Consider the following 13,042-nt stretch of genomic DNA (forward strand, 5'->3'; position numbering starts at 1 on the left):
TTTTTTATTGGCCCTATTATCCGGTGTTTTTTATTTTTACAAGGATGTGACGGTCAAACATGAAGGACATGTATCCCAAAAATGGCAGGGTCATTCTCCATGTAGACATGAATAGTTTCTATGCTTCAGTTGAAATGTCATATGATGTTTCATTGAAAGGCAAACCGCTTGCGATTGCAGGCAATGTTGAAGAGAGAAGAGGCATAATCGTCACCTGCAGCTATGAGGCGAGGAAGTTCGGGGTTAAAACGACCATGCCAATTTGGCAGGCGAAAAAACTATGTCCTCAATTAGTCATTCAGAAACCGAATTTCGAGCGTTATCGAAAGGCATCACTGGCTATTTTCGATGTATTGAGGCAATATACAGAGATGGTTGAACCGGTTTCGATAGATGAGGGGTATCTGGATATTAGTGAATGCGCCGAATTGGGTTCACCTTTAGATATAGCCAATAGCATTCAGGAAAGAATTTTGAATACGATGGATCTCCCTTGCAGCATCGGGATTGCCCCTAATAAATTTTTGGCCAAAACTGCCTCTGATATGAAGAAGCCAATGGGAATCACCATATTAAGGAAAAGGGATATTTCGGAAAAGCTCTGGCCTTTACAAGTGAACGAAATGCATGGAATCGGGGATAAGACCTCGGAAAAGCTTAAAACCATCGGCATAATGACGATCAGGGACCTTGCAATTGCCAATGATAGTCAACTGAAACAGCTTCTTGGGATCAATGGCATCCGTTTGAAAGATAGGGCTAATGGAATTGACCCCAGGATTGTGGATCCCGAAGCGATTTTTGATCATAAAAGCATTGGGAACTCAACAACTCTGCCACATGACTCCACAAATCAAAAAGAACTGATCGGTGTATTGGAAAAGCTTTCTGAGAGGGTAGCCATCCGTTTGAAAAATAAACGCCTGCTTGGTCAAAAAATAGGTGTGACGATCCGTTACAAAGACCGCCGCACTATAACGAGAAGCAGGACGGTTCCTAATCCTGTTTTTGAAAAAAAGGATATCCTGGATGGAGCTACAGATCTCTTTATGAAAAATTGGAATGGGGAAGGGATCAGACTCCTTGGTGTCACTGCCTATGATGTCATAGAGAAAGAGTCAGCCTTCAAACAGCTGGATATTTTCTCCTTTCAAGAGGATGCAGCAAAAGAACCTCTGTATGAAGCGATGGAACACTTGCAAAATAAGTACGGAGAAAATATTATTAAAAAGGGATTACCCTTGAAGAACCGTTCGATTGGAACAGACACTAGCTTCAGCAAAGATTTCTTTGAGCAATCCAGGAGGAATGATCCTTCTTTTGAAAAAGAATAGCGTATAAGCTGTGTAAAGATATAGAGAAGGGAAAGATGATCATGACAAAACAACAGATTGGCGTTATCGGACTAGCGGTAATGGGCAAGAACCTTGCATTTAATATTGAAAGCAGAGGATATTCAATTTCCGTCTATAATCGCTCAGGATCAAAAACGGACGAAATGATGAAGGAAGCGGAAGGTAAAAACGTAACGGCCGCTTACACGCTTGAGGAATTCGTCCATTCTTTGGAAACACCACGCAAAATTTTATTGATGGTTAAAGCTGGTGCTGCAACAGATGCGACAATCGAGCAATTAAAACCTTTACTTGAAAAAGGGGATATCGTTATTGATGGAGGAAATACCTTCTTCAAGGACACTCAGCGCCGTAATGACGAATTAAGCAAGCTTGGCATCCATTTCATCGGTACAGGCGTCTCAGGAGGGGAAGAAGGGGCTCTAACAGGTCCATCCATCATGCCTGGGGGTCAAAAAGAAGCATATGAACTGGTTGCACCGATCTTGAAGGATATTTCAGCTAAGGTCGATGGTGATGCTTGCTGTACGTATATCGGACCGGATGGAGCAGGTCATTATGTGAAAATGGTACATAATGGTATTGAATATGGGGACATGCAGTTGATTTCCGAATCTTATTTCCTTTTGAAAAATCTTCTTGGACTGTCCGCTGAAGAATTCCATGAAGTCTTTACTGAATGGAATGAAGGGGAACTTGATAGTTATCTAATTGAAATTACTGCTGATATTTTCAAAAAATATGATGAAGAAACTGGCAAGCCGATGGTCGATATCATTTTAGATAAAGCGGGCCAAAAAGGAACAGGGAAATGGACAAGTCAAAGTGCGCTTGATCTTGGTGTTCCGCTTCCAATCATTACGGAATCCGTATTCGCCCGGTTTATCTCAGCAATCAAGGACGAGCGTGTTGAAGCGAGTAAAATCCTTCGTGGTCCAAAAGCCGAATCATTTACAGGCGACAAAAAGGCTTTGATTGAAAGTATCCGAAAAGCACTTTATATGAGCAAAATCTGTTCATATGCACAAGGATTTGCACAAATGAAAGCAGCATCAGAAGAAAATGACTGGAACTTGCAATATGGCGAAATCGCGATGATTTTCCGTGGCGGCTGTATCATTCGTGCACAATTCCTTCAAAAAATCAAGGAAGCGTACGATCGTAAAGCGAACTTGAACAACCTGCTTCTTGATCCTTATTTCCAAGGGATTGCCGAAAGCTATCAAGGAGCTCTACGTGAGGTAGTGTCAACGGCAGTGATGAACGGAATTCCGGTTCCTTGCTTGTCATCGGCACTTGCCTATTTCGACAGCTATCGTACAGAAACGCTGCCAGCTAACCTTATTCAAGCCCAACGTGACTATTTTGGAGCTCATACGTATCAACGCATTGATAAAGAAGGAACATTCCATACCGAATGGATGGAAAAATAATAAGTTCAAGCCGGCTAAAAGGGAATTCCCTTTTAAGCCGGCTTTTTTAAAAAAACTATCTCCGATGCTCCACAAGGTCAATGACCCCTAATACAATATGTGCCAAACCGAAACCAAATACCGTATTAGCCACCATTTTGTTTGAGCGCCGGTTCTGCTTCATTGCATAACCAGCAGCTGTCACGGCTGTGCCCAACGCTGTTGGAATTAGTCCTTCACGAATGTCCATTCGATAATCCCCCCAGATCGAAGTTAGTGGTGCCATTACTGGCACCTTTTCTAGTGTAACCTCAGCAAGACCTTACCATTCTTTTTCTATAAAGAGTCCAAAAGGTTGGAAAGGGTAAAAATGAACTAGGTGTAAATAGTGCTGGTTTATTTCCTTTTTTATGGAAATGTAGTATGATGTATGTCATTCATCCATCTTTTTAGGTTTAAACACCTGCGGAAAAGGAAACATAAACATTGAAAGCCATGGACGGACCATAGGATACAGTAGGCAGATAAGAGAGAAGGAGCGGATGACTAATGTTCATCATCTGGTTGGCTGTAGCCATTTTTTTATTATTCATTGTCTTAGAACTGGGTGTTTCATTTTGGCTTAATTTAGAAAGAGATGAAGAAATGTCAAAGCCCAAGGAAATGTTTCATATTATCCGGGAGAAATTGGTCAGGAAGAATGTTTCATGAATGAAGAAGGGGATGCAGAATTCAAATCTGCATCCCTTCTTGATATCCTATCAATCATCATTATTTTCGCTTTTCTTGATTTGCCACCAAATATGTCCATCTTCTGCCAGGAGTTCATCGGATGCAAGTGGACCTGTGGATCCTGCTTCATAATTAGGGAAAGATTCTTCTTTAGTATTTTCCCATGCATCGGAAATGGTATCGACGAACTTCCATGAGAGGGCAACCTCGTCCCAGTGAGTGAAGTTTGTAGCATCTCCGCGCATGCTGTCAAACAATAGCTTTTCATATGCCTCAGGAGAATTTATGTGTTCGATCCCTTTGTTGGATACGGTCAGCTTCATTTGCTTTGTATTGGATGTCGTCCCGGATTTCTTAACATTTAAGTACAGTGTGATACCTTCGTCTGGCTGGATATGGATAACGAGAAGATTTGGGTTCAACGTTTCTTCTGTTTTATAATATAGATTCATTGGGATATCTTTGAATTGTACAACGATATTCGTTGATTTGACATCCATTCTCTTACCGGTACGGATATAAAAAGGTACACCGGCCCAACGGAAGTTATCTATCATCAATTTACCCGCAACATAGGTCTCTGTGTTGGATTCGGGATTTACGTTATGTTCATTGCGGTATGCCGGAAGTGCTTGACCGCCTATCGTTCCTTCACCATATTGGCCACGGACGAAGTATTGATTGACTTCGTCCACCTTCATAGGTCGAAGTGAACGCAATGCCCGCACTTTTTCGCTTCTGATCTCTTCGGTTGTCAAAGCGATCGGGGGTTCCATGGCAAGCAAGGCAACCATTTGCAGCAGATGGTTTTGGACCATATCCCTTAGGGCACCGCTAGTTTCATAATAACGCCCACGTTCTTCAACGCCAAGTGTTTCACTTGAAGTAACCTGGATGTTAGATATATATCTGTTATTCCAAAGCGGCTCGAATAGGGCATTTGAAAAACGTATGACCTCAATATTTTGAACCATTTCTTTTCCTAAATAATGATCGATACGGTAGATTTCATCTTCAGCGAATGCAGTTCGAATCTGCTCATTCAATTTTTGGGCAGTTTCGAAACTGTGCCCAAATGGCTTTTCGATGACCAAGCGCTTATATCCAGTCGAATCAGTCAGGCCTTGAGCTTTAATCTGTTCGGCAATCGTTCCGAAAAACTCAGGTGCCATCGCTAAATAGAAGATCCGATTTCCTTCTAAATGGTACTGCCCGTCTAAATTTTCGGCAATGTCTTTTAACTGCAGGTATGATTCCGAGCTAGTTACGTCATGGGAGTGATAATGGAAATGGGAAATGAATTCGTCTACCTTTTCTTCCGCATGTCCAAACTTAAGTATGGAGTCCTTGACACTTGTTTGAAACTCTTCGTTCGTCAATGATCTCCTTGCTACTCCAACGACGGCGAATTTATTGATTTTCTCTTTTTGAAATAGTCGATATATGGAAGGAAACAATTTCCTTTTCGCTAAATCTCCGGTAGCACCAAAAATCATAATCAATGCTGTGGGTTTATTGTTTTCTGTCATGTTAAAACCTCAACTTTCCGTTAAATCTGTCTATAAAGTTGGAATTCCCGATTGTGTACCAATTTCTAATTTTACGTTTAGCTTTCCCTCAAAGCAATCAATTTGCGCATTTTTTTTCTCATATTTCATTAAAAGTTTAATGTTGTTTCGGTTTTAATGAGTCATAAATGAAAGAGCACCTTTGATTATGCTATAGTTAAGTCATAAAGTATTTGCAACGGAGGTAGTATCGTGGATTTTGTTTTTTTAGGTACAGGCGCTGGCGTTCCGGCTAAAGCGCGTAATGTGACATCAATCGCTCTTCAATTATTGGAAGAGCGCGGGACGGTTTGGTTATTCGATTGTGGTGAAGCAACACAGCATCAAATTTTAAAAACGGCAGTCAAACCGCGAAAGATTGAAAAAATTTTCATCACCCATTTGCATGGTGATCACATCTTCGGACTCCCTGGGTTTTTAAGCAGCAGATCTTTTCAGGGCGGAGTGGATAAATTGACCGTATATGGTCCGCATGGCATTGATGCATTTATTAAGACGAGCTTACAGGTGAGTGGCACTCATTTAAAATATCCATTGGAAATCATTGAAATAGAGGAAGGCGTGGCATTTGAGGACGAACAATTCACTGTGACGGCCATGGCGCTGGATCATGGCATCTACAGTATCGGTTACCGGATTGTAGAAAAGGATCGCCAGGGAAGCTTGCTCGTCGATCGGCTGCTGCAAGAAGGTGTGAAGCCGGGGCCGCTTTTTAAAGCATTGAAAAATGGACAAACGGTCAGTCTTGATGACGGCCGTATCTTAAATGGGAAGAATTATCTAAGTGCTCCGCAAGAAGGCCGGATCATCACGATTCTGGGTGATACGCGTGTGTGCAGCAATGCTCTCATTCTTGCTGATTCAGCGGACTACCTTGTTCATGAAGCTACATTTTCAGCAGAAGAATCTGAAATGGCATCCGCCTATTATCATTCGACCACCGTTCAGGCTGCAGAAACGGCTTTGAAAGCGGGAGCTAAGCATCTAATCCTTACCCATATCAGCTCACGGTATACTCCAGAGGATTCGGAGAGGTTAAGGAAGGAAAGCGAAGCTATCTTCGCAAACACGATCATGGCTGAAGATCTAATGGCCATTAAAGTTCCTTTATATTCAAAGGAATAGGGTAGCTGAAATCAAAGAGAATGTTTGATATAATTAATCAATTGTTCATTGGATATTTAAAGGAGTGTAAATATGACTGACCAAAGTAACCTACATACTAAAGCAATGGATTTTCTCTTAAAAACAAGCCGGACTTTTTTCATTCCAATCAGCTATCTTCCGAAGGGATTACAGGAGGCAATTGGAGCTGCATACCTTTGCATGCGCGCCATCGATGAGATCGAAGACCACCCCGATCTGCCTGCAGATACTAAGGTTACCCTGTTACATGCTCTAAGCGAGCTGCTTGGGGCGGATCATAGGGAAGAAGAACTTCAATCGTTATTTGAACCATATAAGGATTTTCTGCCCGAAGTGACCCTGCTTCTTTCGGACTGGATTCAATTTTGTCCTCCCGGTGCAAAAGCCAAAGTCTTGGAATCGACAAAGGAAATGGCCGAAGGCATGGCAAAATGGGTTACTAAGGACTGGCAAATTCATAATGAAGAAGAGCTCGATGATTACACATATTATGTTGCGGGTTTAGTTGGCGTCATGCTGTCCGATATGTGGAACTGGTACGATGGAACGGAAACGGACCGTGAACTTGCCATCGCATTTGGCCGTGGACTCCAAACGGTCAATATCCTGCGTAACCGTGAGGAGGATGCAGAACGTGGTGTGAACTTTTATCCGGATGGCTGGGGTTTCGATGAGATGCTTGCCCATACGGAACATAATCTTGCATTAGCCGATGCGTACATTGGGGAAATTGAAACGAAAGAGATCATCCAATTCTGTAAAATACCTTTGGAATTGGCAAAAGCCACATTGAAGGCCTTAAAAGAAGGCAAAGAAAAAATTGATCGTGCTACAGTTACCGAAATTGTTAATCAAGTAGTCGAACACTGATATTCCATTAAGCTGCTGTGAAAGTTATCATACCTTTCACAGCAGCTTTTTTTGATGTTTTACATTAAAAACTCGAAAAATTCTAAAAAGTTAAAATATATATTGGATAATTGGGACTAAACGATTATAATTTAGGACATAAAAGCGAAAATGCTGGCTTCGTTAGAAAGACATAGTCTTAAATAAGAAAAAAGGCGGGGGAAAATATGAAAAAGAAATTATATTCAACTGCAGCTATGACATTGGTCGCAGGGTTATTATTGGCTGGGTGTGGAAATGACAAGGAAAAAGATGCGGCGAAGGATGAAGGCGGAAAGGATACATTCAACATTGGGGTATCACAATTCGTACAGCATGATTCCCTGGATCAGGCATATAAAGGATTCCAGGCGGCATTGAAGGATAGCGACATCAATGCCAAATATGATCTTCAAATTGCACAGGGTGACCAAAATAACAGTCAAACGATCGCCAATAACTTTGTTGGGGATAAAGTGGATTTGATTTTTGCGAATTCCACTCCTAGTGCCCTAAGCGCTTTAAATGCGACCAAGGATATTCCAATCGTTTTTACATCGGTTACCGATCCTGTTGCGGCGGAGCTTGTTACATCTTTGGATAAGCCAGGCGGAAATGTGACGGGTACGACGGATTCCCATCCTGAAGCAATTGCCAAGTCAATGAAATTCCTAGCAGATGAACTTGGCGCCAAGACAATTGGAACCGTTTATAATACAGGGGAGCAAAATTCCGTCGTCCAAATAAAAAATGTGAAAGCGGAAGCGAAAAAAGCGGGATTGAAAGTTGTGGAGGCATCTGTCTCAACTTCTGCAGATGTTAAACAGGCAGCGGAATCATTAATCGGAAAAGCGGATGCTTTCTATATCTTTACTGATAATACAGTTGTTTCGGCACTGGAATCGGTCATTTCTGTGGCAGATGATAAAGATATCCCTTTGTTTGTTGGCGAGCTGGATTCCGTGAATGCGGGTGGTTTTGCAGCCTATGGCTTCAGTTACTATGATATTGGTTATGAAGCGGGGCAAAAAGCGGTTGAAATCCTGAAGGATGGCAAAAAACCCGGAGATATCCCGGTTCAATATCCACAAAAACTAAAATTGGTCATCAACCAAAAGGCAGCAAAAGATATGGGTGTTGAAATAAAAGAAGAATGGAAAGCAGATGCTGAGTTTGTAAAATAAACTCTGCTTTTGTTCGGGGAAGGAAGAAAAATATGTTCTCAGCCTTATTCAACTCTTTTGAGTCGGGAATGATTTATGCGATCATGGCACTCGGTGTATATTTAACATTCAGGATTCTCGACTTCCCGGATATGACAGTGGAAGGCAGTTTTGTGACAGGGGCCTCTGTTGCCGCCATTATGATCGTTAACGGTTTCTCGCCGATCATAGCCACGTTGAGTGCAATGGTTGCCGGGTTCATTGCTGGCACAATAACGGGTTTCCTTCATACGAAAGGGAAAATCAATCCACTCCTTGCAGGTATCTTAATGATGATCGCACTTTACTCCATCAACCTAAGGATCATGGGTGCATCCAACATTCCGTTGCTTTCCCAAACAACCATCATCACGAATATTCAGGATGCCTGGGCTGGCACAGGGGTGGACAATGTGTTGAATGGTCTTTTAACGATCGTGGGCCTCGGTGATAGCATGCCCAAAACGTGGGCCATACTAATTGTTATGTTGATTGTGGCTTTAATCATTCAAGCTGGAATGTCAGCTTTTTTAAAAACGGAAATCGGTCTTGCTTTACGTGCGACGGGTGATAATGAAGCTATGGTCAAGAGTTTTTCCGCCCATACAGGAAACATGAAAATCCTGGGACTTGCAATCGGAAATGCACTTGTGGCTTTCTCGGGATCCTTGGTTGCCCAATATAACGGGTTTAGCGATATTGGCATGGGGATTGGAATCATCGTCATCGGATTGGCATCCGTTATAATTGGCGAAGCATTATTTGGCTCAAAAACGATTGCACGTGCGACACTTGCGGTCATTGGAGGAGCGATCATTTACCGAATCGTCGTAACTTTGGCACTCCGCGTAGATTTCCTTGATACAGGTGATGTTAAATTAATTACGGCACTTATTGTGGTCGGGGCACTTGTCATTCCGAAAATTACCGATAAACAAAAGGAAAAAAGCCGAAAGAAAAGGCGGCTCAAAGAAATACAGATGCGCCATGGTGGGACTTCATCGAAAGGGGGAGAAGGATATGCTTCAGTTAAATCAGATTTATAAGGTCTTCAATGAAGGGACACCAGATGAAAAGCTAGCCCTTGGGAATCTTGAACTGCAGATGACTAAAGGCGAATTTGTAACAGTCATCGGGAGTAATGGAGCAGGTAAATCGACGCTGATGAACATGATATCCGGCAAGATTCTCCCTGATGCCGGTGAAGTCATCATTGATGGGGAAAACGTATCGGCCATTGAGGAACATGCTCGTGCTAAAATGATTGGCCGCGTTTTTCAGGATCCGATGCTGGGGACGGCACCACATATGACGATTGAAGAAAATATGGCGATTGCATATGGCAGAACCAACAGAAGAGGTTTGGGCTTCGGGGTGACAAAAAAACGGAAAGAGCTTTTTAAAGAATGTTTGGGTACCCTTCATTTAGGCTTGGAAAATCGGATGACTGCAAAAGTGGGGTTATTATCAGGTGGGGAGCGCCAGGCACTTTCATTGCTGATGGCGACCTTCACCGATCCTAAAATCCTGCTTCTTGATGAACATACAGCAGCACTCGATCCTTCCAGGGCAGAGCTTGTGACAAATCTGACGAAGGAAATCGTTGAAAAGAACCAGTTAACGACGTTGATGGTGACCCATAATATGCAGCAGGCCATCGATCTTGGAAATTCCTTGATCATGATGGATAAGGGACAGATCATTTTTGAAGCTAGAGGCGCTGAAAAGCAGAAGCTAACCGTTGAAAAACTGCTTAACGAATTCCAGCGCATTAAAGGCGAAAAAATGCTCAATGACCGTGCAGTGTTGATTTAAGATGATGAAAAGGCCCGACCCAGGTGAGATAAATCTTGGGTCCTGGCCTTTTTATTTTTGGGGTAATTAATCAGATCAGGTCTTTATTTACTGCACGAATGTCGAAGAAGTACTTGAGCCTAGGAAAAATGGTTATGGTGGGGTGCTCATTAACGATCTTGAATATAATCGATGTTAATCGCTGTCGGCTGTGCTCCATGATGAACTATCATTCCTTCTGTTATTTCCAAAAATCATTTTTATGAATGGCCTTTTCTTCGTCTTTTTAGTGGCAGCAGCTTCTTCAGCCGCGAGGAAATAATCAAATGGCTGGACAATTGGTGTTTCTAACGCTTCGATACGAGCTTCGAGCTTTTTAACGAGCTTGTGCATTTCTTCCATTTCACTTCTGTGCTGTAAAAGTTGATAGGATACAACATCGTCCGCTTTTGTTTTCAGTCCATTTTCAAGCCTGACGACTCGTTCTATCAGTTGATCATGTTCTTTATTCGTTTCGGAGTGTTTCTGGCCGGTTGCTTTTCTAATCTTTTTCTCTGATATACTGACCTTTTGGAGAATGATGCCCTCGTTCAGCTGATCTTGGATTTTTCTCAATAATGCAATGTCTTCATCTGAAAACTGATAGTGGCCAAGCTGATTCCGTTCTACCTCCATGTTCAATTGGGTGACCCAGCGTTGAATCGTACTATGGGAAACATTCAGTAACCGGGCAACTGCACTTGTATTCATCGAGATTCCCCCTTTTGTTGTTGAATTCGATAAGTATGAGGCAATTCCTTTACAGATGACAAAACAAGTATTCATTCGGCAAAGAAAGTGGATTTCCTACGTAATTTGCATGAGGACCAATCCGAGAAGGAATACTCTTGGAACCGATTTTGGCAAATGGTGAGCCTTGTTAGGAGATTTAAGAAGAAGCATTTGTGATGGTGTGGCTTGATGGTCAATCAAAACTATAAAGGGAAAATGATTCATATGTCGAATTACCCTTTGAAGAAGAAAAAAGGAGGAATAGTATGAACAGGATTAACCTTATAACTTTAGGTGTTAAGGATATCAATGAATCCTTAAGGTTTTATCGGGATGGGTTGGGATTCCGCACATCGATAAAAGAGGAAGAACCAGCAATCGTTTTTTTTAATAATGCAGGAACGAAACTTGCTTTGTATCCTTTAGAGGAGCTAGCAAAGGACATCAATGAGAAAGCACCGCCTAAGAAACATGGTTTCCCGGGGCTTACGCTCGCTTATAATGCTAAATCAATAGAAGAAGTGGATGAAGTGATCAACAAGGCTGAAAAGGCCGGGGGAACGATCGAGAAATCACCTCAAGATGTTATTTGGGGAGGATACAGCGGATATTTTTCAGACCCCGATGGTTACTATTGGGAGGTTGCGTATTCGAAGGATTGGAGTTTTGATGAAACGGATATGCTCATTATAAAGTAACGCGCACTGCGGAAGGGCTGGAAAATCAAAAGACTTGGACCTTCCCTATGCCTTCAGGAGTTGGATCATAAAAAAAGGGCTGTTGCCTAGCCACTGCCTATACGGGAGTGGCTAGGCAACAGCTGGTAATCATCATGTGCCTTTTACTGTGAAACTACATGCTTGGCAAGTTCTTTACTTATTTGATCGCCCATTCGCTTCGATTGCTCAGTCGCCTCTTGTACACAGGCAATGAATGCTTCTTGCACTTGATGTGCTTGAAGTGCTTTCAGACCTGCTTCAGTCGTTCCGCCTGGTGAAGTTACTTCCTTTCTTAGTACGGCAGGCGTTTTAGGTGATTTCTGTAACATATCGGCCGCACCCATCAGTGTCTGGAGAATCAATTGCTTCGCTGTTTCGGAATCGAGACCTATTTTTTCTGCTGATTTTTCCAATGCTTCGACCAAGTAATATATATAAGCCGGCCCGCTTCCTGATAAGCCTGTTACCGCATCTAGCTGGGCTTCGCCAACGACAGCTACGGTTCCTACCGTTTCAAAAAGGGTAATCGCCGTTTGTAATTGCGATTCTTTCGTGTGACCATTAGCCGCAAGGGCAGTTGCTGATTTTCCTACAGCTGCCGATGTATTAGGCATGGCTCGGACGATTGAGAACTGTTTGTTGGCGACTCCTTCCAAACTTGTTGTATGAACCCCGGCCACCACGGAAATGAACAGCATTTCTTCGCGAATGTATTCTTTTATTGATTGCATCGTTTCTAAAATATCTTTCGGTTTCACCGCCAGTACGACAAGGTTTGCATTCTGTACTAATTGCTGCAGCGATCTTGTGGCAGTTAGCCCGTATTCTTTCTTTAAATAATTTAACCGGTCATCATTGGATTTATTTGTTACAAAAATATTTGCTGGATCAATCACCTGTTGAGTCACCAGCCCCGAAATGATTGCTTCTGCCATCGATCCAGCCCCGATAAATGCGATTTTTTTCATATTTCTCGCTCCTTTTTCTTTTAAATTTTCGGTCTTTTTTTAAAAACAAAAAGACCCCTCATCCAATAAAGGACGAAAGGTCTAGCTTCCGTGGTACCACCTTTGTTCAACTTTTCCATAACAAATAAACAGAAAAGCTGCACTTGATTCCTCTAACGCGGGAATTACGTCAGGTTTTCCTGAAGGCTCATAAGGTAGGTTCAATAATGAGGGGGCGATGAAGCCTTTCAGCACATTCCGAGCTTCACTCTCTTTACGCCATCAATAAATTTACTTGGCCTTAATCAAAGCCATCCGTCTTTAATTACTTGTGATTATGAAGGATATATCAGTACTCTGTCAATGATAATATATGCATGGACGACAAAAAATAGACATGAATTATGTGAAAATAATGACAGTGATTAAAAATACATGTAAAATGGTAATTATACCTATATTTTATTGATAAGTGTACTAAAAATCCTGTCTAGCGTATAAAAAGATT

The 13,042-nt window shown here is 42.1% G+C and carries 13 protein-coding genes; 9 read left to right on the forward strand and 4 right to left on the reverse strand.

Annotated features, from left to right (window positions below):
- Positions 1-59: 59 nt before the first annotated feature.
- Positions 60-1,334: a DNA polymerase IV gene (locus tag ACFX4X_RS08545; RefSeq protein WP_061463968.1), complete on the forward strand. Its 1,275-nt coding sequence runs from the start codon at positions 60-62 to the stop codon at positions 1,332-1,334.
- A 41-nt stretch (positions 1,335-1,375) separates the two neighbouring features.
- Positions 1,376-2,788 carry an NADP-dependent phosphogluconate dehydrogenase gene (gene gndA, locus ACFX4X_RS08550; protein WP_317778486.1) on the forward strand — a complete coding sequence of 471 codons (1,413 nt, stop codon included), beginning with the start codon at positions 1,376-1,378 and terminating at the stop codon, positions 2,786-2,788.
- 55 nt (positions 2,789-2,843) lie between these two features.
- On the opposite strand, the gene ACFX4X_RS08555 is transcribed toward gndA, so the two are convergent.
- Complete coding sequence (locus ACFX4X_RS08555; protein ID WP_089361468.1) at positions 2,844-3,017, reverse strand: asparagine synthase; 174 nt, start codon at positions 3,015-3,017, stop codon at positions 2,844-2,846.
- A 299-nt stretch (positions 3,018-3,316) separates the two neighbouring features.
- Here ACFX4X_RS08555 and ACFX4X_RS08560 point away from each other — a divergent pair, with 299 nt between their 5' ends.
- A complete protein-coding gene (locus ACFX4X_RS08560) occupies positions 3,317-3,478 on the forward strand; it encodes a hypothetical protein (protein WP_155727338.1) in 162 nt (53 codons plus the stop codon).
- A gap of 50 nt (positions 3,479-3,528) precedes the next feature.
- Here ACFX4X_RS08560 and zwf read toward each other — a convergent pair whose 3' ends face one another.
- Positions 3,529-5,028, reverse strand: a complete 1,500-nt coding sequence (zwf, locus tag ACFX4X_RS08565; RefSeq protein ID WP_284470263.1) for a glucose-6-phosphate dehydrogenase — start codon at positions 5,026-5,028, stop codon at positions 3,529-3,531.
- Between the two features lie 231 nt (positions 5,029-5,259).
- Here zwf and rnz point away from each other — a divergent pair, with 231 nt between their 5' ends.
- The 5 genes from rnz (at position 5,260) to ACFX4X_RS08590 (ending at position 10,118) form a co-directional block, all read left to right on the forward strand.
- On the forward strand, positions 5,260-6,192 hold the full coding sequence (rnz, locus tag ACFX4X_RS08570; protein WP_284470264.1) for a ribonuclease Z: 933 nt from the start codon (positions 5,260-5,262) through the stop codon (positions 6,190-6,192).
- A 72-nt stretch (positions 6,193-6,264) separates the two neighbouring features.
- Positions 6,265-7,083, forward strand: a complete 819-nt coding sequence (locus ACFX4X_RS08575; protein WP_284470265.1) for a squalene/phytoene synthase family protein — start codon at positions 6,265-6,267, stop codon at positions 7,081-7,083.
- Between the two features lie 206 nt (positions 7,084-7,289).
- Positions 7,290-8,285 (forward strand): ABC transporter substrate-binding protein, encoded by a 996-nt coding sequence (locus tag ACFX4X_RS08580; protein WP_377382951.1) that lies wholly within the window; start codon positions 7,290-7,292, stop codon positions 8,283-8,285.
- Between the two features lie 32 nt (positions 8,286-8,317).
- Entirely contained in the window at positions 8,318-9,349 is a 1,032-nt protein-coding gene (locus tag ACFX4X_RS08585) for an ABC transporter permease (RefSeq protein ID WP_377382952.1), read from the forward strand.
- The gene (locus ACFX4X_RS08590) at positions 9,324-10,118 is read left to right on the forward strand and encodes an ABC transporter ATP-binding protein (RefSeq protein ID WP_061463961.1); all 795 of its coding nucleotides are present in this window, start codon (positions 9,324-9,326) and stop codon (positions 10,116-10,118) included. The genes ACFX4X_RS08585 and ACFX4X_RS08590 overlap by 26 nt, the downstream gene beginning before the upstream one ends.
- A 174-nt stretch (positions 10,119-10,292) precedes the next feature.
- On the opposite strand, the gene ACFX4X_RS08595 is transcribed toward ACFX4X_RS08590, so the two are convergent.
- Positions 10,293-10,847, reverse strand: a complete 555-nt coding sequence (locus ACFX4X_RS08595) for a MerR family transcriptional regulator (RefSeq protein WP_284470268.1) — start codon at positions 10,845-10,847, stop codon at positions 10,293-10,295.
- Positions 10,848-11,134: 287 nt separating this feature from the next.
- On the opposite strand from ACFX4X_RS08595, the gene ACFX4X_RS08600 reads away from it, so the two are divergent.
- A complete protein-coding gene (locus tag ACFX4X_RS08600) occupies positions 11,135-11,566 on the forward strand; it encodes a VOC family protein (protein ID WP_377382955.1) in 432 nt (143 codons plus the stop codon).
- A gap of 143 nt (positions 11,567-11,709) precedes the next feature.
- Here the strand turns inward: ACFX4X_RS08600 and proC are convergent, their stop codons facing one another.
- A complete protein-coding gene (gene proC, locus ACFX4X_RS08605; RefSeq protein WP_377382957.1) occupies positions 11,710-12,555 on the reverse strand; it encodes a pyrroline-5-carboxylate reductase in 846 nt (281 codons plus the stop codon).
- Between the last annotated feature and the right edge of the window lie 487 nt (positions 12,556-13,042).

Origin of the sequence: Peribacillus sp. YIM B13481, from assembly GCF_042787985.1 — a bacterium.
In the GTDB taxonomy this organism is placed as follows: Bacteria; Bacillota; Bacilli; order Bacillales; family DSM-1321; genus Peribacillus; species Peribacillus simplex_A.

Coding starts and splice junctions, on each gene's coding strand:
- ACFX4X_RS08545 (WP_061463968.1), top strand. CDS start 60: ATGAAGGACATGTATCCCAAAAATGGCAGGGTCATTCTCCATGTAGAC.
- gndA (WP_317778486.1), top strand. CDS start 1,376: ATGACAAAACAACAGATTGGCGTTATCGGACTAGCGGTAATGGGCAAG.
- ACFX4X_RS08555 (WP_089361468.1), bottom strand. CDS start 3,017: ATGGACATTCGTGAAGGACTAATTCCAACAGCGTTGGGCACAGCCGTG.
- ACFX4X_RS08560 (WP_155727338.1), top strand. CDS start 3,317: ATGTTCATCATCTGGTTGGCTGTAGCCATTTTTTTATTATTCATTGTC.
- zwf (WP_284470263.1), bottom strand. CDS start 5,028: ATGACAGAAAACAATAAACCCACAGCATTGATTATGATTTTTGGTGCT.
- ACFX4X_RS08575 (WP_284470265.1), top strand. CDS start 6,265: ATGACTGACCAAAGTAACCTACATACTAAAGCAATGGATTTTCTCTTA.
- ACFX4X_RS08580 (WP_377382951.1), top strand. CDS start 7,290: ATGAAAAAGAAATTATATTCAACTGCAGCTATGACATTGGTCGCAGGG.
- ACFX4X_RS08585 (WP_377382952.1), top strand. CDS start 8,318: ATGTTCTCAGCCTTATTCAACTCTTTTGAGTCGGGAATGATTTATGCG.
- ACFX4X_RS08590 (WP_061463961.1), top strand. CDS start 9,324: ATGCTTCAGTTAAATCAGATTTATAAGGTCTTCAATGAAGGGACACCA.
- ACFX4X_RS08595 (WP_284470268.1), bottom strand. CDS start 10,847: ATGAATACAAGTGCAGTTGCCCGGTTACTGAATGTTTCCCATAGTACG.
- ACFX4X_RS08600 (WP_377382955.1), top strand. CDS start 11,135: ATGAACAGGATTAACCTTATAACTTTAGGTGTTAAGGATATCAATGAA.
- proC (WP_377382957.1), bottom strand. CDS start 12,555: ATGAAAAAAATCGCATTTATCGGGGCTGGATCGATGGCAGAAGCAATC.